Here is a 21,183-nt window from a genome sequence, read left to right as displayed (position 1 = left end):
AGAGCCATGCTTGACATCACCCGTTCCGCCTTGCCGCCACGCCCCGGCGTTGGGTTCAAGGCACAGCATTTCACCGATATCCAGACCGATCCGGGGCCGGTGGCCTGGCTGGAAATCCATGCCGAAAACTACATGGGCGCGGGCGGCCGACCGTTGGCGCAATTGCGCGCCTTGGCCGAGCGGTTCCCGATCTCCGTCCACGGGGTGGGGCTATCGATCGGCGGCAAAGGCGCGCTTGACCCCGATCATCTGGCGCGGCTGAAACATCTGCTGGGGTGGCTGCAACCGGCGAGCTTTTCGGAACATCTGGCATGGTCGACCCATGACGGCGCGTATCTGAACGACCTGCTGCCGCTGCCCTATACAGCGGAAACGCTGGCCCGCGTCTTTGACCACATCGATCAGGTGCAGCAGGTGCTGGGCCGCCGGATGCTGCTGGAGAACCCGGCAACCTATCTGGACTTCGCCGAGACCGAGATGACCGAGACCGATTTCCTGGCGGAGATCGTGTCGCGTACCGGCTGCGGCCTGCTGCTCGACGTCAACAACGTGCATGTCGCCTGCACCAATCGCGGGGCCGATCCGGTGGCCTATGTCGATGCCTTCCCGGTGGCGGCGGTGGGGGAAATCCACCTTGGCGGCCACGATGTGCAGACCGATGAATACGGTGCACCGCTCTTGATCGACAGCCACGGGGCAGAGGTGGCCGACCCGGTCTGGGCGCTTTACGCGCATACAATTTCGCGGACGGGGGCGATGCCGACGCTGATCGAATGGGATACCGACGTTCCCGACTGGCCCGTACTGGCGGCCGAGGCCACCCGCGCGGCGAATGTGATGGAGCGCGTGGCACCATGAGCGGGCAGACGGGTTTTGCCGGGGCGCTGCTTGACCCCGCCCGCGCGGTGCCCCCGGGGCTGACCGGGTTTGGTGGCATGCAGGCGGGCAAGCGCTTCGACGTCTATCGCAACAACGTGGTCGGCGGCCTGATCGACGCGCTGGAGGCCGGGTTTCCGGTCGTCCATGCGCTGGTCGGGCCGGACTTCTTCAAAGCGATGGCGGGGGAATTCGTGCGCCGCCATCCGCCGCAGTCGCCCCGGCTGATGCTTTACGGTGCGGACCTGCCGGAATTCCTGACAAACTTTCCGCCGGTGCAGTCGCTGCCCTATCTGCCCGACATCGCCCGCTTGGAATACGGCTTGCGTGAAAGCTACCACGCCGCGGATGCCGATCCGGTCGATCCGCAGACGCTGGCGGCTGTTCCGCCTGACAGGTTGCCCGATCTGAGGCTGCGGTTTGTGCCATCAATGCGGGTGATCCGCTCGGACTGGCCCATCGCGGATATCTGGCGGGCCCATCACGGCGGACCGCACCCCAAGCCCGGCGCGCAGGAGAGCCTGATTGCCCGGCCCGGATACGACCCGCTGCCCCATGATTTGCCGCCCGGCGGCTTCGCCGTGATCTCGGCCCTTCAAACCGGGGAGCCGCTTGGGGCCGCGGCGGCGCCTGTCGATGACACCACTCTTCAGACCGTCCTGTCCGTTCTGCTGGCGACGGGTGTTGTCGCCGGCTTTGAGCTATCGAGGATCCCATGAACGCTGTCTTGAAACTCCACGATGCCGCGGCGCTGCGGATCGAACGGGCCGGTCGGCCGGTCCTGACAACGCTGGCGCGGTTTACCTTTGCGGCCACGCTGCTTTTCTATTTCTGGGCGTCGGCCAGTACCAAGCTGGGCGACGGGGTTGCCGGTATCTTTCAGCCCGCCCTCGGCGCCTATGCGCAGATCTTTCCCCGCGCGCTGGAAATGGCGGGGTACGACCCCGGCCAACTGGCCTTCTGGATGCATCTGACGGTGCTGGCGGGCACATGGGCGGAGCTGCTGCTGCCTGCGCTGCTGGTGCTGGGGCTGGCCACGCGGCTCTCCGCGCTCGGCATGATCGGCTTCGTTCTGGTACAGACCGCCACCGACCTGTTCGGCCATGGCGCGCTGGGTGACCCGGCGACGCTGGGCGGATGGTTCGACCGGATGCCGGATGCGCAGATCCTCGACCAGCGGCTGGTCTGGATCACCATACTGATGGTTCCGGCGATGTTCGGCGGCGGGCCGCTGTCTCTCGACGCGCTCTTGCGGCGCCGGTTACAGCAGCCCGTGCCAGCCTAGGCGAGTTCGGCAAGACGGGAGAGGGCGGCGCTGAGCTTGCCGGCCTCGTTCCGTTTCGCCTCGGCCAGTTCTTTCGTTTCCTCGACCACCTCTTCAGGGGCGCTGGCCACGAATTTCGGGTTCTTCAGCCGTCCTTCCAGACCGCCGAGTTCCTTTTGCAGCTTGGCCCGTGTCTTTTCCAGCCGCGCCTTTTCGGCCGACACGTCGATGATATCGGCCAGCGGCAAGCCGAAATTTCCGCCCTCGGCCGCCACGGTGATGCAGCCCTTGGGGAAAGCGTCGGTGGCCGACAGGCTTTCGATGCGGGCAAGCTTCCTGATCAGCGCCTCGTTGCGGTTCCACGCGGCACGGCCCGCATCATCCAGTTCGGTATGGAGCATCGGGATCTGGGCGCCAGCGGGCACGCCCATCTGGGCGCGGGCAGAGCGGACGTCCTCGATCAGGGCGATGACCCAGTTCATCTCGCGGTCGGCGGCGGTGTCGATCAGGTCGGCGCCATAGGTCGGCCAGTCGGCATGGACCAGCATCTTTTGCCGCTCGCCCAGCGTGCCCCACAGCTCCTCGGTGATGTAGGGCATGATCGGGTGCAGCAGGATCAGGCATTGATCTAGCACCCAGGCCATGGTGGCGCGCGTCTCTGCCTGCTGGTCGGGCGTGCCGTCCATCAGCAGCGGTTTGGAGAATTCGACGTACCAGTCGCAGACCTTGCCCCAGACAAAGCCGTAAAGGGCGTTCGCGGCGTCGTTGAAGCGATAGGCGGTCAATGCCTCGTCCACCGTCTGCCGCACGCGGGCGGTTTCGCCGATGATCCACTTGTTCACGGTCTCGGTCGGCTGCGGGATCGAGCCGTCGGGCTTGTAGCCCTCGAACACGCCGTTCATCTCGGCAAACCGCGCGGCGTTCCAGATCTTGGTGCCGAAGTTGCGGTAGCCGGCGATGCGCTGGGTCGAGAGTTTCAGATCGCGCCCCATCGCGGCCATGGCGGTGAGGGTGAAGCGGACGGCGTCGGCGCCGAATTCGTCGATCAGTTCCAGCGGGTCGAGCACGTTGCCCAGGGATTTGGACATCTTCTTGCCCTTCTCGTCGCGGACGAGGGCGTGGACATAGACGGTGTGGAACGGGATCTGGTCGACCACGGCAAGCTGCATCATCATCATCCGGGCGACCCAGAAGAAGATGATGTCGAAGCCGGTGATCAGCACATCGGTGGGGAAGTATTTCTGCAGTTCCTCGGTCTGTTCCGGCCAGCCCAGCGTGCCGATGGGCCAGAGGCCGGAGGAGAACCAGGTGTCGAGGACGTCGGGGTCGCGCCAGAGGGTTGCGGTCGGTCGTGCGCCTCGTTCGATAAAATTGGCCTCGGACGCCTTTTCTTTGGCAGACTCACCCGTGAAATTCCGATTAGGTTGCTTGCCAAAGACGACGTCAACACCGGGCCCATAGAACTCTTCAGCTAGTTTTCGAACCGCTTCTTCGTTAGCTCCGCAGAACTCCTTTGGCCTAAGCAGGCTCTCGCCGTCATGGGCGCCCTCCGGCCCATACCAAACCGGCACCTGGTGCCCCCACCACAACTGGCGGCTGATGCACCAGGGCTCGATGTTTTCCAGCCAGTGGAAATAGACCTTCTCGTGCTGTTCGGGCAGGATCTTCGTGCGCCCGTCGCGAACGGCCTCCAGCGCGGGGCCGACGATCTTTTTCGCGTCCACGAACCACTGGTCGGTCAGGTAGGGTTCGATCGCGACCTTGGAGCGGTCGCCGTGGGGCACCATGTGGCGGTCGCTGTCGATCCCGTCGAGCCAGCCGTTGTCGGTGGCCTCGTTGATGATGGCCTCGCGCGCCTCGTACCGGTCCTGCCCGTCCAGCCGCTCGATGGCCTTGGCGATCAGGTCGGGGTCGCAGCCTTCGGCGAAGTCGGGATTGTCCTTCAGCCACATGCCCGCACGGGTGTTCATCACGTTGATCGCGCACAGGCCCGTCCGCTGCCCGACCTCCCAGTCGTTGAAGTCGTGGGCGGGCGTGATCTTGACCGCGCCGGTGCCCTTTTCCGGGTCGGCATATTCGTCGGCGACGATGGGGATGGAGCGCCCGGTTAGCGGCAGGCGGACGGTCTTGCCGATCAGGTGCTTGTAACGTGCATCGTCCGGGTGGACCGCGACGCCGGTATCACCCAGCATGGTTTCGGGCCGGGTGGTGGCGACGACGAGGTAATCGCGCGTTTCATACGCGGTGGGGTTTCCGTCCTCGTCGAACTCTACCGGGTGTTCGTAGGTTTCGCCGCCCTCAAGCGGGTAGCGCAGGCGCCACATGTGGCCGTCGACCTCGACCTGCTCGACCTCAAGATCCGAAATCGCGGTCTCGAAATGGGGGTCCCAGTTCACCAGCCGCTTGCCGCGATAGATGAAGCCCTTGTTGTACATGTCCACGAAGACCTTGATGACGGCATCGTGGAAATTGCCCTCATCCCCCGCAGGCGCGCCCGGCGCACCCGACATGGTGAAGGCGTTGCGCGACCAGTCGCAGGAGGCGCCGAGGCGTTTGAGCTGGTTGATGATCGTGCCGCCGGACTGGCCCTTCCACTCCCACACCTTTTCAAGGAACTTCTCGCGCCCCATCTCGCGCCGGCCCGGATTGCCCTGCTTGGCCAGTTCCCGTTCGACGACCATCTGGGTCGCGATCCCCGCATGGTCCTGCCCCGGCTGCCACAGCGTGTCGAAGCCGCGCATCCGGTGCCAGCGGACAAGGATATCCTGCAGCGTGTTGTTGAAGGCATGCCCCATATGCAGGCTGCCGGTCACGTTCGGCGGCGGAATCATGATGCAGAAGGTCTCGGCCCGCGAGGCATTGGCCCCGGCGGTAAAGCAGCCGGCCTTTTCCCAGGCGTCATACAGGCGCGGTTCGGCCGCGGCGGCGTCGAAGGTCTTTTCCATGGGCATCGCGTGATCTCCGGAGGCTGACTTGCGCCGTGATCTAGCGAAAGGCGGGGGCAAGGCCAACCCCTGCCGGGGGTGGACAGGCGCCGCGGCTCGGCTACCCTCCGGCCAACGCAAACAGGGAGGCCCTCATGGAATCGAAATTCGGCAAGAGCCAGACGGTGACGCGCCTCGAAGATGTGCGCCTGTTGACTGGCCACGGCCGGTATGTGGACGACATCGTGCCCGAAGGGGCGCTTTATGCGGTCTTCCTGCGTGCGCCCTATGCCCATGCCGAAATCCGCGCGCTGCATGTGGAGGAGGCGAAGGCCGCGCCCGGGGTCCATGCGGTGCTGACCGTGGCGGATCTGGAGGCCGCGGGGATCGACATCAACATGGCGGCGACGGTGGTCAAGAACCGCGACGGGTCGCGGGGCGCGGCGCCGCTGCGGCCGCTCTTGGCCAAGGACCGTGTCCGTTTCGTGGGGGAGGCGATGGCGGTGGTCGTGGCCGAGACGCTGAACGCCGCACGCGACGCGGTGGAGATGATCGAATTCGATCTGGACGAAGAGGCGCCGCATCTGGCCGTCAGCCCCGGCGGGCCGGACATCCACCCCGAAGCGCCGGACAATGTCGCCTATGACTATCTGTTGGGTGACGAGGACGCCGTGAACGCGGCCTTCGACGCGGCGGCGCATGTCGTCTCGGTCGAGATTCCCGACAACCGGATCATCGTCAATTCGATGGAGCCGCGGGGCGCCTTTGCCGAATGGCAGGACGGGCGCGTGCATCTGTGCGTGAACGGGCAGGGGGTCTGGGGCCAGAAGACCAAGCTGGCCAGGATGTTCCACTTGCCCGAGGACGCCGTGCGGGTGACCAACCCCGATGTGGGCGGCGGCTTTGGCATGAAGGGGTTCACCTATCCCGAATACTATGTCATCGCCCAGGCGGCGCGCGTCACGGGCCGCCCCGTGCGCTGGATGTCGGATCGGACGGAGGCAATGCTGACCGACAATGCCGGGCGCGATCTGACCTCGACCGTGGAACTGGCCTTCGACGCGGACTATCGGATCACCGGCTATCGGGTGACGACGCTGTCCAATCTGGGGGCCTACAATTCCGAATTCGCCCAGCCGATCCAGTCGCAACTGTTCGCGAAGGTGTTGACCGGGACCTATGACATTCCTGCCGCGCTGTTGCAGGTGAAGGGCATCTACACCAACACAACGCCTGTCGATGCCTATCGCGGCGCCGGACGGCCCGAGGCGATCTATGCGCTGGAACGCGCGATGGACTATGCCGCGCGGGCGCTGGGCGTCGACCCGTGGGATTTGCGTCGGCGCAACTTCATCGCGGCGGACGCATTTCCCTATCGCACGCCAAGTGGAGAACTCTACGACGTGGGCGATTTCGTGCGGGTGCTGGACCGGGTCCGGACGGTCGCAGATGTCTCTGGCTTTGCGGCCCGCAAGGCGGACAGTGCTGCCCAGGGTCGGCTCAGGGGCCTGGGGCTTTGCTACTACATCGAGTCGATCCTAGGCGATCCGACAGAAGGTGCGGATGTCGAATTCTGCGCCGACGGCACGGTGAACCTCTATGTGGGTACGCAGTCGGGCGGGCAGGGGCACGAAACGGTCTATGCGCAGTTCCTGTCGGACCGCACCGGCATCCCGGTCGAGAAGATCCGTGTCATTCAGGGCGACAGCGACCGCATCGCCAAGGGCGGGGGCACGGGCGGTTCGCGCTCTGTCACCACGCAATCGAACGCGACGCTGGCGACGGTCGAGAAGATGGTGGCGGCCTTCACGCCCTTCCTTGCGGATGAGATGGGGGTCGAGGCCGACAAGGTGGATTTCGACGGCGAGACCTTCCGCGCGCCGGGATCGAACCTGACCCCGACGCTGCTGGAGGCGGTGGAGATGGCCCGCGCGGCGGGGAGACAGGACCTGCTGCGGCACAAGGCGGAATATACGCTTCCCGGTCGGTCCTATCCCAACGGCGCCCATGTGGCCGAGGTCGAGATCGACCCGGAGACGGGAAAGACAGCGGTTGTGAAATACGCCGTCACCGATGATTTCGGGAACCTGATGAACCCGCGGCTGGCCGAGGGGCAGGTGCATGGCGGCGTGGCACAAGGCATCGGACAGGCGATCTGCGAAGAGGTCGGCCATGACGCCTATGGCCAGTTGCTGACGGCGAGTTTCATGGACTACGCCATGCCGCGCGCCGATGACATGCCGTTCCTGACCTTCACGACCGAATCCGTGCCGTCAACGGCCAACGCGCTGGGCATGAAGGGCTGTGGCGAGGCCGGCACCGTGGGCGCACTCGCCGCGGTGGCGAACGCCGTTCAGGATGCGTTGTGGGACAAGGGCGTGCGCCGGGCCGACATGCCGTTCACGCCGAAACGCGTGTGGCAGATGTTGCAAGGGAATGCCTAGGCAGGATGAGACGCCCGCCCAGGCGGGCGCATCTCACCGATCAAGTGGCTTTCAGGCCACTTCCTCTAACTGCGCGGCGGACTGTACGCCCAGAGCGTGGCAGATGTCGCGCGTCAGGTAGGACTTGTTCAGGGTGTAGAAGTGGAAATCCTCCACGCCACCCTTCATCAGTTCGGTGCAAAGCTCCGTCGCCATCGCCTTGCCCAAAAGACCCTCGCGGTCGTCGCGGATCGCCTTCTCGAACGCCTCGTCCACCCAGGCGGGGACATGGGCGCCGCAGTTCTTCGCGAATTTCCGCACACCGCCCCATTTCTCGATCGGCAGGATGCCGGGGATGATTTTCGATCCGTCGATCCCTTCCTTCTCGCAGGCGTCGCGGAAGCGGAAGAAGGTATCGGCCTCGAAGAAGAACTGGGTGATGGCGGAATGCGCTCCGGCCTCGAACTTCTTCTTCAGCCAGCGGACATCGTCGCCCGCCCCCTTCGATTCCGGGTGCGGATCGGGATAGGCGCCGACGCGGATCTTGAACTTGCCGGTCTCGGCCAAGGCGGCCACCAGTTCGCAGGACGACTGGAACCCCTCGGCATGGGGGGTGAACTTGCCTTCCCCCTTGGGCGGGTCGCCGCGCAGCGCCACGATCTCGGTTACACCGACCTCGGCATAAGACTCCACGATCTCCATCGTCTCGGCCCGGCTTGCCTCCACGCAGGTCAGATGCGCGGCCACGTTCAGCCCGTAATGCTTGTGGATGGTCTCCACCGCGTCATGGGTCAGCTTGCGCGTCGTGCCGCCGGCCCCGTAGGTGACCGAGACGAATTCCGGCTTGAGCGGAGCAAGGCCGCGCACGGCGTCCCACAGGTTGAAGCTCGCCTCGATGGATTTCGGCGGGAAGAATTCGAAAGATACGCGGGGGGCAGACATGGCAGGCTCTCCGGACGGATTCGGCATTTCCAGAGCTTGTCGCATAGACCCGTCTGTGAAACAAACTCATAGTTCTCATCATCTATATGAGTATTGTAACAAGATGCACCTCGAACTCCGCCATCTGCGCACCATCAAGGCGATCCATGATCACGGCGGTCTGGCCCGTGCAGCCGAGCGTTTGAACATCACGCAATCGGCGCTGTCCCATCAGGTCAAGGGGCTGGAAGAACAGGTGGGGATGGAGCTTTTCGTGCGCCGGACCAAGCCCTTGCGGCTGTCGCCCGCGGGGCTGAAGCTGCTTCGAACGGCCGAGCGTGTACTGCCCGAGATTGCCGCGCTGGAAGGAGAGATCGAGGGGATGAAATCCGGAAGGTCGGGGCGGATGCACCTGACGCTGGAATGCCATGCCTGCTATGACTGGCTGTTGCCGCTCTTGGAGGTGTTCCGCAAGGCATGGCCCGAAATCGACGTGGATATCCGGCCGGGCCTGTCGTTCGAGGCATTGCCCGCGCTGTCCCGAGAAGATGTGGATGTCGTGATTTCCTCCGACCCAGAAGAGATCGAGGGGATCGGATTTGCACCGCTTTTCGACTATGAGCCGGTGTTCGTCTGCGCCGCTTCGCACCCCTTGGCGGCCAAATCGGTCATAGAGGCCGCGGATTTCGCGGATCAGGTTCTGATCACCTATCCGGTGGACCGTGCGCGGCTTGATGTCTTCACGGGGCTTCTGAACCCTGCGCGGGTAGAGCCGCAAAGCGTGCGCCCGGTAGAACTGACCGCGGTGATCCTGATGCTGGTGGCCTCTGGCCGCGGGGTGACCGTGCTGCCCGACTGGGTGGTGCGCGAGGTTCGCAACGACCGGGATTTCGCAGTGCGTCGCCTGACCGAAGGGGGGCTGACGCGCCGCATCTATGCCGCGACACGCACAGAGGACGCCGGAAAGCCCTATATCGCGCATTTCATCCGACTGGCCCGGAGCGAGCCGGTCAAGCTGCAACGGGCGCTGCGCGGGGCCTGAGGCGCAAAGGCAACGCTTTTGCTCCTTTCTTGCACCACAATTGATACCTACCTCTTCCGGTGCGACAGTGCGTCGATAAATCATCCTGAGAATGATGAGGCAGAGCAGATGAAATTTCTGAGATTTGAGCTGCTGGGCGTGTCCGGCCTGGTTGCAGCGGTTCTGGCAATTCTGGTGCATCCCGGGGCGGACCAGGAACGCAAGGTTCTTCGGACGACCGCCGGTCAGATCGTGCCGGGGCAGGTCTTCACCCAGAAGTAAATGCAGAGCTGTGTTTGAAGGGCCCGGCCGGCTGTTGCCTGTGCCGGGCCTTTTGCCGTTCGCGACAAGGCGCGCAGGCGCTGTCGTGGCCTATCGCGCCCCCGACGGCGTGTTCTGATCGACAAGATCGGGCCGCAGGCGCCGCACCAGCATGCCGCCGCTTTCCATGATCGATTTCAGGCGCTCTTCCATCCGGGCCATTTCTGCCATTGCGCCTTTCAACGCCTCGGTTTCATCGCCCAGGGCGGCAAGACCTTCGAACAGCGCCTCGCTTGTCTTGATCTGCGCATCCGCATTGCCGATGACGGCGCGCAAGTTTTCCAGAAGTTCACCGGCCTGAGGTTGATGGCCGACCTCGGCCAGCCGCGTATCCAGTTCCGCCACGCTGGCGCGCACCGCGTCGAACCACTCTTCCGACAACAAGGGTTCCCGCTTGGCGCGCAGCATCGCATCGCGCTCCAACTGCCGGGTGCCAGAGACGACACCGTCGATCCGGCCGCGCAAGTCGCCCTGCAGCTTGACGATATCGTCGTTGACGGCCACCACCCGGCGCAGCACGTGATCAAGCTCGTCGATCAGCCGGTTGATCCGGTCGAGAAACAGGTTCAGGTCATGGGCGAGGGCGCCGAATTCGTCGGCGGTGCGCACCTCTGCCCGTTCGGTCAGGCTGCCGAAGGCGCGGGCGAGGTTCGACACGACTGACCGCAGCCGCAAGAGCGGCTCCATCCGGGCGCGCAGGATCAAAAACAGCAGGATCGAGTGCAGGACGATCTTGCCCACCGCCAGACCGGCAGAAAAGGTGATCTCCTCGAACCACAAGGCGAAATCGCGGTCCAGATAGTTACGTACCCGCACCTGGCCCAGCACATCGCCGACATTCGCCTCGCTATGGCAGGTCAGGCAGAACGTCTCGGCCTCGATACGAACGGTGGCTTCGCGGTAATGCCCGTCGGGCCAAGCCGCAGGGATGCCTTCCGGCACGAAGCCGAAGCCCTGCTCGATCGAGCGTATCGTGACATCCGACGGTTCGATCGCGACCTTGTAGCCGAGGTCGTCCCAGTTGCGGTCCAAGATCGGATACATCGTGCGCGCGGCGACCGGTCCGCCCTCGTTTCTCATGATCGCGCGGACGTTCTCGGCCAGATCCTCGGCCACGACTGCGGCCTGCCGTTCGCCATCGACCTTGAACTTGTAGTAGACCAGCGCCGCCTTGAGACCGAATTCGAGGATCGTCACGGCCACGAGAACAAGGAAGAAATCCTTGATCATGTGGATCAGGAAGGATTTGTCGAACCGTCCGATATCGTGGCTTGTCTGGGGGCGCATCGTCATACGTGTCCGAATGGGATTCTTGGTCAACTATAGCGGTATTGGCCGCGATCCAGAGCGGAATCGACGCAGCATGCCGTGATTGCGCTGTCGCTTCAGTCCACCCGTGGCGTGTATGCGCCGATCCCGCCAAGGAAAACGTCGATAGCCTTGTCGACCCGGGCGCGCATCGCCTCGGGATCGTCATTGGGCGGTTCGGGAGACAGGAGCTTTTCCAGCGGGCAGCGCAGCGCCATGTCGGCCAGCAAGGCCGCCGCGGCCCCGGTGTCGTCCAGCGCGATTTCACCATCCGCCACACCGCGGTCGAGTTCGTTGCGAATCAGACGGTGAATGGCGCGCGGGCCTTCCTCCAGAACGCTGGTGGCCAGGTCGGGATGGCGGGGTGCCTCGGCCACGGCGACGCGCAGGATTTCCAGCGCGGCCGACCCCGCCGCGGGCCGCCGGTCCGGTGCCAGCAGCAGACGCAGGCGCGGGCGCAGGGGCAGGGAGTGCTGGGCCGGCTCCAACGGGGCCACGACCATCGCCCGCACCCGCCGCACAAGCGCGGAAAACAGCGCGATACGCCCGTCGAAGACGGAATAGAGCGTGCGCTTGGACATCCCGGCCTCTCGTGCGACCGCGGCCATCGTGGTGCCGGGCAGGCCTTTTGTCAGCAGTACCCGTTCGGCCGCGTCCAGGATCATGGCTTCACGGTCTTCGGGGGCCATCTTCGGGGGCGGCCCCGGCGCGGCGCTGCTTCGCCTGGTGCGTTGTCCATGGCGGGCCTTCTGTTCAGGGGGTCACAGAACACTGCGCAAGAATTGCGACTTGCGCGGCGGAAGATTTGCGAATAACAAAACTCACGGGTTTTGTAAATTGTCCCGCGCTTTCCTCCCATGCTTCACCATCCGACAGGTCCTTCCCCCATGCGCCTTGCCCTTCGCCGTTTGCTCCCGCTCTTCTGCGCCGCGTCGCTGGCCTTTGCGCCCGTCGCCCAAGCCCAGGCCCCCGGCGGGCAGGGGGGGCGACCGCCCACAGCCGTGACGGTGGTCACGCTTCAGGCGCAGGATGTGACGCTGACCTCGACACTGCCGGGCCGCGTTGTGGCCTCCGGCGTGGCAGAGGTTCGGCCGCAGGTCGCCGGCATCATCACCGAACGGCTGTTCAAGGAAGGCGCCGTGGTGGAGCTTGGGGAGCCGCTCTACCGCATCGATGCGGCCAGCTATGAGGCGCAGGTCGCTGCGGCCGAGGCCGCCGTGACGCAGGCCGAGGCCGCGCTGAAGGCGGCTGAGAAAGAGGCGCGGCGCCTGCAGGAACTGCTGCAGCGCAATGTTACCAGCGAGCAGAACGTGGACGATGCCGTTGCCGCACGCGACAGTGCCGCGGCGGCGCTGAAGGTGGCCGAGGCACAGCTTCTGGCCGCGCAGATCGACAATGAACGCACAACGATCAAGGCGCCGCTGTCTGGGACGGTCGGCCGCTCTCTGACCTCGGCCGGGGCGCTGGTGACGGCGGGGCAGTCCGATCCGCTGGCGGTGATCCGGACGCTTGATCCGGTTTATGTGGATGTCACCATGTCGGCGGCAGAGATCGTGCGCTGGCGGCGCGGGCATCTGGCGACCGATCTGGAACGGGTCGACCCGACGGTGACCCTGCGCCTGCCCGACGGCGGCGGGTATGACATGACCGGCACGCTGACTGCGGCCGAACCCCATGTCGATGAACAGACCGGCGTTGTGGTCCTGCGGATGGAATTTCCCAACCCCGACACGCTGCTCTTGCCGGGCATGTATGTTCAGGTGGACCTGCCCACCGGCATGGTCGAAAACGCCTTTCTCGTCCCGCAGGAGGCCGTCAGCCGTGACCGGCGCGGCCGTCCGACCGTGATGGTGGTCACCGCGGAAAACAAGGTGGAAGCGCGCGTGCTGGACGTGGAGCGCGACCGCGGCAATGTCTGGATCGTCACCGGTGGTGTCGCCGATGGCGACCGCGTGGTCGTGGCGGGTTTCCAGAAGATCGCCGCCGGGGCGACCGTGACGCCCGAAGAACGCCAAGACCCCCAGCCGCAGAACTGAACCCGCAGGAGCGCCCGACATGGCCCGTTTCTTCATCGACCGCCCGGTCTTCGCCTGGGTTATCGCGATCCTGATCATGGGGGTGGGGCTGTTGTCGATCTTCAGCCTGCCGGTCGCGCAATATCCGCAGATCGCGCCGCCCTCGGTCACGGTGTCGGCGAGCTATCCCGGTGCCTCGGCTGAGACCGTCGCCAACACGGTCACGCAGGTCGTCGAACAGCAGATGACCGGGCTGGACGGGTTGCGCTACTTCTCGTCTTCCTCGACCTCGCAGGGGCAGGCAGAGATCACCCTGACCTTCGAGACCGGGACCGACCCCGACATTGCGCAGGTGCAGGTGCAGAACAAGCTGTCACAGGCCACAAGTCTGCTGCCGGAAACAGTGCAGCGGCAGGGGGTGACGGTGCGCAAATCGTCTGCCGGGTTCCTGATGGTGATCGGTCTGATCTCCACCGATGGTGCGCTGGAACAGGTGGATTTGTCCGACTACATGGTAACAAACCTCGTCGACCCGTTCTCACGGATCGAGGGCGTGGGCGAGGTGCAGGTCTTCGGCGCGCAATATGCCATGCGCATCTGGCTGGACCCGTCGAAACTTGCGGCCTATGAACTGACGCCCTCTGACGTGGTCTCTGCCGTCTCGGCGGAAAACGCCCAGATCTCGGCGGGGTCTTTCGGCGCACTGCCCGCGCCTGAAGGCCAGCAGTTGAACGCCACGATCACCGCGCAGTCGCTGCTGTCCACGCCCGAGGATTTCGAGGGCATCGTGCTGCGCGCCGAAACCGATGGCGGGCTGGTTCTGCTGAAGGACGTCGCTCGGGTCGAGATCGGGGCGGAAAGCTATGGCACGATTGCCCGGTTCAACCGCCAACCCGCGGCCGGTATGGCGATCCGCCTGGCACCGGGCGCAAATGCGCTTGATACGGCAAACCTCGTGAAAGAGCGTTTGGAGGAAGCCGCGCAGTTCTTCCCCGAAGGCGTCGACTACGTCATTCCCTATGACACCACGCCTTTCGTCGAGATCTCGATCAAGGAGGTCATCAAGACCCTGTTCGAGGCGATCTTGCTGGTCTTCCTTGTCATGCTGCTGTTCCTGCAGAACATCCGCGCGACGCTGATCCCGACGCTCGCGGTTCCGATCGTTCTCTTGGGTACCTTCGGGGTGATGGCGGCCTTTGGCTTCTCCATCAACACGCTGACCATGCTGGCGATGGTGCTGGCCATCGGTCTGCTGGTGGATGACGCCATCGTCGTGGTGGAGAACGTCGAGCGCATCATGGAGGATGAGGGGCTTTCCCCGCGCGAGGCGACGCGGAAATCCATGGGCCAGATCACCGGGGCGCTGATCGGTATCGCGCTGGTTCTGTCGGCTGTGTTCGTGCCGATGGCGTTTTTCGGCGGCTCCACCGGGGTCATCTATCAGCAGTTTTCGGTGACCATCGTTTCGGCCATGGCGTTGTCGGTGCTGGTGGCGCTGACGCTGACGCCGGCGCTTTGTGCCACGCTCTTGCGCGGCAAGGATGCCGTGCACACCCATCGGGGGCCATTCGGCTGGTTCAACATCGCGTTCGAGAAACTGACCGGCGGCTATGGCGCGTCTGTCGGCTATATCGTGCGGCGCCCGCTCCGGATCGGGCTGATCTATATCATGATGGCGGTCGCGATGGGGTGGCTGTTCGTCAAGACGCCGACGGGCTTTCTGCCGGACGAGGATCAGGGCATCCTGTTCACGCTGATCCAGGCCCCCACCGGGGCCACGGCGGAACGCACGCTGGATGTCGTGAAACAGGTCGAGAACCACTATCTTGAAAACGATCCCAACGTGAATTCCATGTTCGGCGTGGTCGGCTTCAGCTTCGCGGGCCGGGGCCAGAACAACGGGATCGCCTTCGTCCAGTTGAAGGACTGGTCGGAACGGGAACGACCGGATCAGAGCGTTCAGGCCATCGCCGGCCGGGCCTTCGGTGCGTTCAGCCAGATCCGGGATGCGCGGGTGTTTCCCATCGTGCCGCCCTCGGTGATCGAACTGGGCAACGTCTCGGGCTTCGATTTCTACCTGGAGGCCCGAAATGGCCAGACGCATGAGGAATTGCTGGCCGCCCGCAATCAGCTTCTGGGGATGGCCAGCCAAAGCGAGAAGATCGCCTCCATCCGGCCCAACGGTCAGGAAGACGCGGCACAGTTCAATCTGGATGTCGATTGGCGCGCGGCCGGTGCGATGGGGCTGTCGGCCTCCGATGTGGGCAACCTTCTGTCCATCGCCTGGGCGGGGCGCTATGTGAACGACTTCGTCGACCGGGGCCGGATCAAGCGCGTCTATGTGCAGGGCGAGCCCGAGGCGCGGGCCACGCCCGAGGATATCGAGCTTTGGCGGGTCAGGAATGCCTCTGGCGGTCTGGTGCCCTTTTCCAACTTTACCACCGCAAGCTGGGAGTTCGGACCGCAGGGCCTGAACCGTTATAACGGTGTGCCTGCGATGCAGTTGCAGGGCAGCCCCGCAACCGGCGTTTCCACTGGCGAGGCGATGGCCGAGATCGAGCGGCTGGCCGGACAGCTGCCCCCGGGCTACGCCGTGTCATGGACCGGCCTGTCGCTGGAGGAACGGGAGTCGGGCAGTCAGGCGCCGCTGCTTTACGCGCTGTCGCTGGCCGCCGTGTTCCTGTGTCTTGCCGCGCTTTACGAAAGCTGGGCGATTCCGTTCGCGGTGATGCTGGCCATGCCCATCGGGGTGCTGGGGGCGCTGGTTGGCGCTTGGCTGGGACAGTTTGAAAACGGCGTGTTCTTTCAGGTGGCGATCCTGACGGTGATCGGCCTGACCGGAAAGAACGCGATCCTGATCGTGGAATTCGCCCGCGACCGGCAGGAAAAGGAAGGCGAGGGGCTTTATACAGCGATCAAGGAGGCTGCGCGCCAGCGGTTCCGGCCGATCATCATGACCTCTATGGCGTTCTCTTTGGGCGTTCTGCCGCTCGTGCTGAGTTCCGGCGCCGGGTCGGGCGGGCGTAATGCCATCGGCTCGGGCGTGCTAGGCGGGACGCTTAGTGCCACGATCCTTGGCATCCTGTTTGTGCCGCTCTTTTACACGACGATCCGGCGGGCGACGGGCCGGACCGGGGGTGAAGACGCCTGACGCCAACTGTCGTTTGACAGACCCGTTGCGCAGCGGTTCACTGGCTCTGGCGGTGGACCGGATGACAGCCAAGGGGTGCATATGGCGGGGGTGAGTTTCGATCTGACAGGGCGCGTGGCGCTGGTGACCGGCGCAAGCCGGGGCATCGGTCGCGCGCTGGCCGAGGGGCTGGCCGCGCACGGGGCCGACATCGTAGCCGTCGGACGGTCGGCCGACCGGCTGGGCGAGGTCTGCGCGGCGGTCGAAGCCTTGGGCCGCAGTGCGAAAGTGGTCGAGGCCGATGTCAGCGATGTCACCTCGATCCGCGACATGCAGGCGGCCATCGCGGCGCTGGACGTTATCCCCGATATCCTGGTCAATAACGCCGGGATGGAAGAGGTCTGCGCCTCTCTCGACCTGGAAGAAGACCTGTGGGATCGGATCGTGGACACGAACCTGAAAGGCGCGTTTTTCGTCGCCCAGGGGTTTGCCCGTCCGCTGATCGCGGCGGGGCGGCCCGGCAGTATCGTCAATCTCGGGTCGCTGACCTCGGCGGTGGGGGTGCCGACGGCGGTGCCCTATACCTCGTCGAAAAGCGGGATCCTCGGCATGACGCGGGCACTGGCCGCGGAATGGGCGGCGGCGGGTGTGCGGGTGAATGCGCTTGGTCCCGGCTATTTCCGGACAGAGCTGACCGAAGCCTTTTACCAGAACCCGGACTGGCAGGCCCGCATGCAGGCGAAGATCCCGATGGGCCGGTTCGGGCAGTTGCAGGATCTGGTCGGCGCGACGGTCTTTCTGGCCTCGGACGCGTCGGCCTACATGACTGGCCAGATAATCTATGTGGATGGCGGCTATCTTGCCTCGATCTGACCCCGGCGTCGTGGCGGCGGGGGCATGGGACCGCTTGACAGCCCTGTCCCCCGGGAGGACCATCGCACCGGTTCCGGGGGTTTGGGTTTGAACGTGCAGTCCGCCAGCCGCATGGTTGAGATTACCGACGTCTCAAAGACGTTTCGCGGCCAACCGGCCGTTTCGGCGGCGTCCCTCTCGCTTGGGCGGGGGGAGTTCATGACGGTGGTCGGCCCCTCTGGCTGTGGCAAGACCACGCTTTTGCGCATGATCGCGGGGTTCGAGGTGCCCGACAGCGGCACGATCCGGATCAACGGCGTGGCGATGGACACGGTGCCGCCCTATCGCCGCTCCATTGGGATGGTGTTTCAGAAGCTGGCGCTGTTCCCGCACATGACCGCGGCGGAAAACGTGGCCTATCCGCTGAAGATGCGCCGCTTCGATCCGGCGAAGATCCCGGGTCTGGTCGATGACTACCTGGGCCTTGTGCGTCTTGGCGACTATCGCGACCGCCGCCCGCATCAGCTTTCGGGCGGGCAGCAGCAGCGGGTCGCGATTGCCCGGGCGCTGGTCTTCAACCCCGATCTGTTGCTGCTGGACGAACCCCTGTCGGCGCTGGACCGCAAGCTGCGCGAGGACATGCAGCTTGAATTCCGCCGGATCCAGCAAGAGCTTGGCGTGACCACGATCAACGTGACCCATGACCAGCGGGAGGCGCTGGTGATGTCGGACCGGATCGTGGTGATGGACGGGGGCCGGGTGCAGCAGGCAGACACGCCGGTCGCGCTGTACCGCCGGCCTGGAAATCCGTTCGTGGCGCAGTTTATCGGCGTGACCTCGATGCTCTCTGGCCATGTGGCGGGGCAGGGGGAGGGCGCCTTGACGGTTCGGGTCGGGGGCGGCGATTTGCTGGCGAATGGCCCGGCGATGGCGAAGGGCACCCCGGTCGACTGCGTGATCCGGGCCGAGCAGATCGCCATCGGCCCGGTGGCCGGCACGCCGAAGCGGGAGAACGCCGTCGAGGGCCAAGTTCGCCAGCGCATCTTCGAGGGGGAGCGGATGGTCTATCTGGTCGAGGTTCCGGCGCTGGACGGCGCGGTTCTCAGCATCTTCGACCACGATCCGGTCAGCCACAACGTCTTCGACGAAGGCCAGCCGGTTCGCCTTGAATGGGCGGCGCGCGACCTTTTCGCCTTCCCGACCGGGCAGGCGCAGCCGACTGTAACGCATGACAACCAGCAGGGAGCGATCTGACATGACACGCACACCACGGCCCGGCACCGCCCGGCGCACCTTCCTGAAGCTGAGCGCCGCCGGAGCGGGGGCGCTGGCCATGCCCGGCATCCTGCGCGCGCAGGACAAACCGTCGGAGATCATCGTGCGCGCCTGGGGCGGGGCCTGGGGCGATGCGCTGAAGGAAGGCGTGGCCGATCCCTTCACGGCGGAAACCGGCATTCCCGTGCGGCTGGACTTTACCGAGGATAACGAGATCAAACCAAAGATCTGGGCGGCCGTCGATCAGGGGCGCATCCCGCCGATCCACGTGAACTGGGACACCACGACCAACGCGACGATCTCGGCGCTCCGTGGCGTGACGGTCGACCTGTCCGATCTGCCGAACCTTGACGGGCTGTTGCCGCTGGCCAAGCCCACGGGGCTGGACGGCTATCCGTTGGTGAACACCTATGCCTATGTCTATGTCTGCGCCTACCGGCCAGAGGCGTTCCCCGATGGCCCCCCGGCAAGCTGGACGGTGATGCTGGACCCGAAGTTCAAGGGGCGCATCGCCCTTTATGATGACGGCATCGGGTTCAACCCGATCTCGGTCATCGCCGGCGGCGGCACATTCGAAGACATCCCCGGCAACATGGAACCGGGGTATGAATTCTACCGCAAGCTCAAGGCCAACGCGCCACTTCTGGGCGAGGACGCCGATTTCACGACATGGTTCCAGAATGGCGAGATCGATATTGCCTGCACGATCTCGGTGAACGCCCGTGCCGCGCGGCAAAGCGACATCGACGTGGAATGGACCGTGCCGGAGGAAGGCTGCAAGGTCGACACCGATGGGTTGTGGGTGCCCAAGGGCCTGCCGGAGAACGAGGAATACTGGGCCAAGCAGTTCGTCAATTTCGCCCTGTCGAAGGACGCGCAGGCGAAGTGGTGTTCGCTTCTGGGCCTGCCGCCGGTCTATCCGGGGATCGCGCCGCCGGCCGATCTGGTGGGCGATCCGTCCTACCCGACCAAGCCCGAGGATTTCGCAAAGCTGGTGTCGGTGCCCTCGCCCGTCCTGGTGGAAAACCAGCCGATCTGGTTCGCGAAGTTCAGCGAGATATTCCAGGGCTGACGCGTCGGGGCGGCGGTCTTTGCCGCCCCCATGCATCCTGCGCAGATGTCCCGAGGCAATCTTCCGATCCAATGGCGCGTTCTTGACGCGGTTGAGGCCGCGGCGGCCTTCCTGTGGCCGGCGCGCCTGCGGCGGCTGACGCCCTGGGGCCTGCTTGCGCCGGCATTGTTTCTGGTGGGCGTTCTGGTGATCGGCTTGGGCTATATGGTGGAATTCAGCCTGCACGAGCTTGACCTTGCGACCTACCGGTTGAAAGAGGCCTATAGCCTGACGAACTATCAGACGATCCTTGACCGTCCGGTCTATACGCGGGTGCTGGGACGAACCCTTTGGGGGGCTCTGCTGGTGACGCTCATTTCGGTCTTCCTCGCTTTCCCCTATGCCTATGCCATCGTGCGGACCCATTCTGCGGCGCTTCGGAAGTTCCTGCTGATCGCGCTGTTTCTGCCGTTTTTCATCGGGCAGGTGGTGCGTGCCTATGGCTGGCTGATCGTGCTGGGGCGGGAGGGGTTGGTGAACACCGCGCTTTCGGGGCTTGGCCTGCCGACCTTCGATCTTCTGTTCAATTACCCGGCGGTGATCTTCGGGCTGGTGCAATACATGCTGCCGTTTGCGATCCTGCTGATTGTGCCGGCCATCGCGGCGATCCCGGAGGATATCGAGCTTGCCTCCGAAAGCCTTGGCGCGACATGGGTATCCACCTTCCGCCATGTGGTTCTGCCGATGGCGCGCCCGGGGCTGACGGGTGCCTCTGTCGTGGTCTTCACGCTGACGCTGACGGATTTCGCGATGCCCGAGATACTGGGTGGCGGCACGTCGGATTTCATCGCCTCGGCAATCTATGACAGCTTCTTCCAGATCTCCAATCCGGGGCTGGGGCCGCGCTGTCGATGGTGCTGGTCACCTTGGGCAGCCTGATCGTGGCCGGTGTCTTCCTGATTGCGGGCACGGGAACGCTCGGCGTGCGGGGGGAGGACGCATGAGGGGCAGCCTGTCGAAGCGTCTGGTCATCTGGGGGCTGGTCGCGGTCAGCCTGATCACCCTAAGCCTGCCGACGCTGATCGTGATCGGCGCGTCCTTCACGTCAGGCGAGATCATCCAGTTCCCGCCGGAGGGGTTTTCGCTGCGCTGGTATCGGGAACTGTGGCAGCTTGACAGTTTCAAGGGCGCGCTTGTCCGTACCTTCTATGTCTCGGTCATCTGCACGCTGGTCAGCCTGCCGGTCGGCACACTGGCCGCGCTGGCGACCGTGCGTTATCGCCTGCGGTTCCGCAATGCCGTTCAGGTTTACCTGCTGTTGCCCTTCACCATCCCGCTGGTGGTTTCCGGCATCTCGATGATGCTGTTCTTTGGAGAAATCCGCATCCTTGGCCAGCTTTGGCCCGTGGGCGTCGCGCTGTGCGTGATCAACCTGCCCTTCATGATCTGGTCGGTCGCGGCAAGCGTCAACGCCATCGACCCCGAACTGGAAAACGCCGCGATGAATTGCGGAGCGCCGCCGCTGCAGACCTTCCTGACCGTAACGCTGCCGGCAGTGATGCCGGGGGTAATCACCGGCGGCTTGTTGATGTTCATCCTCGCCTTCAACGAATTCCTCGTCAGCCTGTTTCTGACCGACAGCCGTACCGTCACGCTGCCGGTGCAGATCTACAACTCCATCCGCAGCGTCATCACACCCGACCTTGCCGCGGTGTCCGTCCTCTACATCGTGATCGCGCTGGTCGCGGTCCTGTTGCTCGACCTTCTGGTCGGGCTGGAAATCTTCCTGCGCTCGAAATGAA

At 64.7% G+C, this 21,183-nt stretch carries 17 protein-coding genes; 13 read left to right on the top strand and 4 right to left on the bottom strand.

Features of this window, described 5'->3' with window-relative positions; all coding sequences use genetic code 11:
* Positions 1-6: 6 nt before the first annotated feature.
* From RGUI_RS05190 to RGUI_RS05180, 3 genes are read left to right on the top strand one after another with little or no spacing between them, the layout of a single operon-like run.
* A complete protein-coding gene (locus RGUI_RS05190; RefSeq protein WP_081532069.1) occupies positions 7-858 on the top strand; it encodes a DUF692 family multinuclear iron-containing protein in 852 nt (283 codons plus the stop codon).
* Positions 855-1,595, top strand: a complete 741-nt coding sequence (locus RGUI_RS05185; protein WP_081532068.1) for a DUF2063 domain-containing protein — start codon at positions 855-857, stop codon at positions 1,593-1,595. Before RGUI_RS05190 ends, RGUI_RS05185 begins: the two co-directional genes overlap by 4 nt.
* Positions 1,592-2,161, top strand: coding sequence for a DoxX family membrane protein (locus RGUI_RS05180; protein WP_081532067.1), 570 nt, complete (start codon positions 1,592-1,594; stop codon positions 2,159-2,161). The genes RGUI_RS05185 and RGUI_RS05180 overlap by 4 nt, the downstream gene beginning before the upstream one ends.
* On the opposite strand, the gene RGUI_RS05175 is transcribed toward RGUI_RS05180, so the two are convergent.
* Positions 2,158-5,091 (bottom strand): valine--tRNA ligase, encoded by a 2,934-nt coding sequence (locus tag RGUI_RS05175; RefSeq protein ID WP_081532066.1) that lies wholly within the window; start codon positions 5,089-5,091, stop codon positions 2,158-2,160. The two genes, RGUI_RS05180 and RGUI_RS05175, sit on opposite strands and share 4 nt — an antisense overlap.
* 128 nt (positions 5,092-5,219) lie before the next feature.
* Here RGUI_RS05175 and RGUI_RS05170 point away from each other — a divergent pair, with 128 nt between their 5' ends.
* On the top strand, positions 5,220-7,508 hold the full coding sequence (locus tag RGUI_RS05170) for a xanthine dehydrogenase family protein molybdopterin-binding subunit (RefSeq protein WP_081532065.1): 2,289 nt from the start codon (positions 5,220-5,222) through the stop codon (positions 7,506-7,508).
* Positions 7,509-7,559: 51 nt separating this feature from the next.
* Here the strand turns inward: RGUI_RS05170 and metF are convergent, their stop codons facing one another.
* On the bottom strand, positions 7,560-8,429 hold the full coding sequence (gene metF / locus RGUI_RS05165) for a methylenetetrahydrofolate reductase [NAD(P)H] (protein ID WP_081532064.1): 870 nt from the start codon (positions 8,427-8,429) through the stop codon (positions 7,560-7,562).
* Between the two features lie 103 nt (positions 8,430-8,532).
* Between metF and RGUI_RS05160 the strand changes: the two genes are divergently transcribed.
* On the top strand, positions 8,533-9,450 hold the full coding sequence (locus tag RGUI_RS05160) for a LysR family transcriptional regulator (protein WP_081532063.1): 918 nt from the start codon (positions 8,533-8,535) through the stop codon (positions 9,448-9,450).
* Between the two features lie 108 nt (positions 9,451-9,558).
* Positions 9,559-9,711, top strand: coding sequence for a hypothetical protein (locus tag RGUI_RS21105; protein WP_156882874.1), 153 nt, complete (start codon positions 9,559-9,561; stop codon positions 9,709-9,711).
* A 90-nt stretch (positions 9,712-9,801) separates the two neighbouring features.
* On the opposite strand, the gene RGUI_RS05155 is transcribed toward RGUI_RS21105, so the two are convergent.
* Together RGUI_RS05155 and RGUI_RS05150 are read right to left on the bottom strand one after the other, a co-directional pair.
* The gene (locus RGUI_RS05155; RefSeq protein WP_253798860.1) at positions 9,802-11,037 is read right to left on the bottom strand and encodes a methyl-accepting chemotaxis protein; all 1,236 of its coding nucleotides are present in this window, start codon (positions 11,035-11,037) and stop codon (positions 9,802-9,804) included.
* Positions 11,038-11,135: 98 nt separating this feature from the next.
* Entirely contained in the window at positions 11,136-11,747 is a 612-nt protein-coding gene (locus tag RGUI_RS05150) for a TetR/AcrR family transcriptional regulator (RefSeq protein WP_081532061.1), read from the bottom strand.
* A 198-nt stretch (positions 11,748-11,945) separates the two neighbouring features.
* Between RGUI_RS05150 and RGUI_RS05145 the strand changes: the two genes are divergently transcribed.
* From RGUI_RS05145 to RGUI_RS05115, 7 genes are all read left to right on the top strand, one after another.
* Entirely contained in the window at positions 11,946-13,094 is a 1,149-nt protein-coding gene (locus RGUI_RS05145; protein WP_081532060.1) for an efflux RND transporter periplasmic adaptor subunit, read from the top strand.
* Positions 13,095-13,113: 19 nt separating this feature from the next.
* Positions 13,114-16,224, top strand: a complete 3,111-nt coding sequence (locus RGUI_RS05140; protein WP_081532059.1) for an efflux RND transporter permease subunit — start codon at positions 13,114-13,116, stop codon at positions 16,222-16,224.
* Between the two features lie 81 nt (positions 16,225-16,305).
* Positions 16,306-17,076, top strand: coding sequence for an SDR family NAD(P)-dependent oxidoreductase (locus RGUI_RS05135; RefSeq protein WP_081532058.1), 771 nt, complete (start codon positions 16,306-16,308; stop codon positions 17,074-17,076).
* Positions 17,077-17,187: 111 nt separating this feature from the next.
* Positions 17,188-18,309, top strand: coding sequence for an ABC transporter ATP-binding protein (locus RGUI_RS05130; RefSeq protein WP_081535976.1), 1,122 nt, complete (start codon positions 17,188-17,190; stop codon positions 18,307-18,309).
* A gap of 1 nt (position 18,310) precedes the next feature.
* Complete coding sequence (locus RGUI_RS05125; protein ID WP_081532057.1) at positions 18,311-19,402, top strand: PotD/PotF family extracellular solute-binding protein; 1,092 nt, start codon at positions 18,311-18,313, stop codon at positions 19,400-19,402.
* A gap of 45 nt (positions 19,403-19,447) precedes the next feature.
* Positions 19,448-20,320 (top strand): ABC transporter permease, encoded by an 873-nt coding sequence (locus tag RGUI_RS05120; protein WP_253798857.1) that lies wholly within the window; start codon positions 19,448-19,450, stop codon positions 20,318-20,320.
* A 61-nt stretch (positions 20,321-20,381) separates the two neighbouring features.
* Entirely contained in the window at positions 20,382-21,182 is an 801-nt protein-coding gene (locus RGUI_RS05115; RefSeq protein WP_081532056.1) for an ABC transporter permease, read from the top strand.
* Position 21,183 lies beyond the last annotated feature (1 nt).

Origin of the sequence: Rhodovulum sp. P5 (assembly GCF_002079305.1) — a bacterium.
In the GTDB taxonomy this organism is placed as follows: Bacteria; Pseudomonadota; Alphaproteobacteria; order Rhodobacterales; family Rhodobacteraceae; genus Rhodovulum.
The sequence above is the reverse complement of the archived record's forward strand: the minus strand, read 5'-3'. Positions and strand labels throughout refer to the sequence as shown.

What these genes read in the sequence shown, in the direction of transcription:
- RGUI_RS05190 (WP_081532069.1), top strand. Translation starts at nt 7, where the DNA reads ATGCTTGACATCACCCGTTCCGCCTTGCCGCCACGCCCCGGCGTTGGG.
- RGUI_RS05185 (WP_081532068.1), top strand. Translation starts at nt 855, where the DNA reads ATGAGCGGGCAGACGGGTTTTGCCGGGGCGCTGCTTGACCCCGCCCGC.
- RGUI_RS05180 (WP_081532067.1), top strand. Translation starts at nt 1,592, where the DNA reads ATGAACGCTGTCTTGAAACTCCACGATGCCGCGGCGCTGCGGATCGAA.
- RGUI_RS05175 (WP_081532066.1), bottom strand. Translation starts at nt 5,091, where the DNA reads ATGCCCATGGAAAAGACCTTCGACGCCGCCGCGGCCGAACCGCGCCTG.
- RGUI_RS05170 (WP_081532065.1), top strand. Translation starts at nt 5,220, where the DNA reads ATGGAATCGAAATTCGGCAAGAGCCAGACGGTGACGCGCCTCGAAGAT.
- metF (WP_081532064.1), bottom strand. Translation starts at nt 8,429, where the DNA reads ATGTCTGCCCCCCGCGTATCTTTCGAATTCTTCCCGCCGAAATCCATC.
- RGUI_RS05160 (WP_081532063.1), top strand. Translation starts at nt 8,533, where the DNA reads ATGCACCTCGAACTCCGCCATCTGCGCACCATCAAGGCGATCCATGAT.
- RGUI_RS21105 (WP_156882874.1), top strand. Translation starts at nt 9,559, where the DNA reads ATGAAATTTCTGAGATTTGAGCTGCTGGGCGTGTCCGGCCTGGTTGCA.
- RGUI_RS05155 (WP_253798860.1), bottom strand. Translation starts at nt 11,037, where the DNA reads ATGCGCCCCCAGACAAGCCACGATATCGGACGGTTCGACAAATCCTTC.
- RGUI_RS05150 (WP_081532061.1), bottom strand. Translation starts at nt 11,747, where the DNA reads ATGGCCCCCGAAGACCGTGAAGCCATGATCCTGGACGCGGCCGAACGG.
- RGUI_RS05145 (WP_081532060.1), top strand. Translation starts at nt 11,946, where the DNA reads ATGCGCCTTGCCCTTCGCCGTTTGCTCCCGCTCTTCTGCGCCGCGTCG.
- RGUI_RS05140 (WP_081532059.1), top strand. Translation starts at nt 13,114, where the DNA reads ATGGCCCGTTTCTTCATCGACCGCCCGGTCTTCGCCTGGGTTATCGCG.
- RGUI_RS05135 (WP_081532058.1), top strand. Translation starts at nt 16,306, where the DNA reads ATGGCGGGGGTGAGTTTCGATCTGACAGGGCGCGTGGCGCTGGTGACC.
- RGUI_RS05130 (WP_081535976.1), top strand. Translation starts at nt 17,188, where the DNA reads ATGGTTGAGATTACCGACGTCTCAAAGACGTTTCGCGGCCAACCGGCC.
- RGUI_RS05125 (WP_081532057.1), top strand. Translation starts at nt 18,311, where the DNA reads ATGACACGCACACCACGGCCCGGCACCGCCCGGCGCACCTTCCTGAAG.
- RGUI_RS05120 (WP_253798857.1), top strand. Translation starts at nt 19,448, where the DNA reads ATGTCCCGAGGCAATCTTCCGATCCAATGGCGCGTTCTTGACGCGGTT.
- RGUI_RS05115 (WP_081532056.1), top strand. Translation starts at nt 20,382, where the DNA reads ATGAGGGGCAGCCTGTCGAAGCGTCTGGTCATCTGGGGGCTGGTCGCG.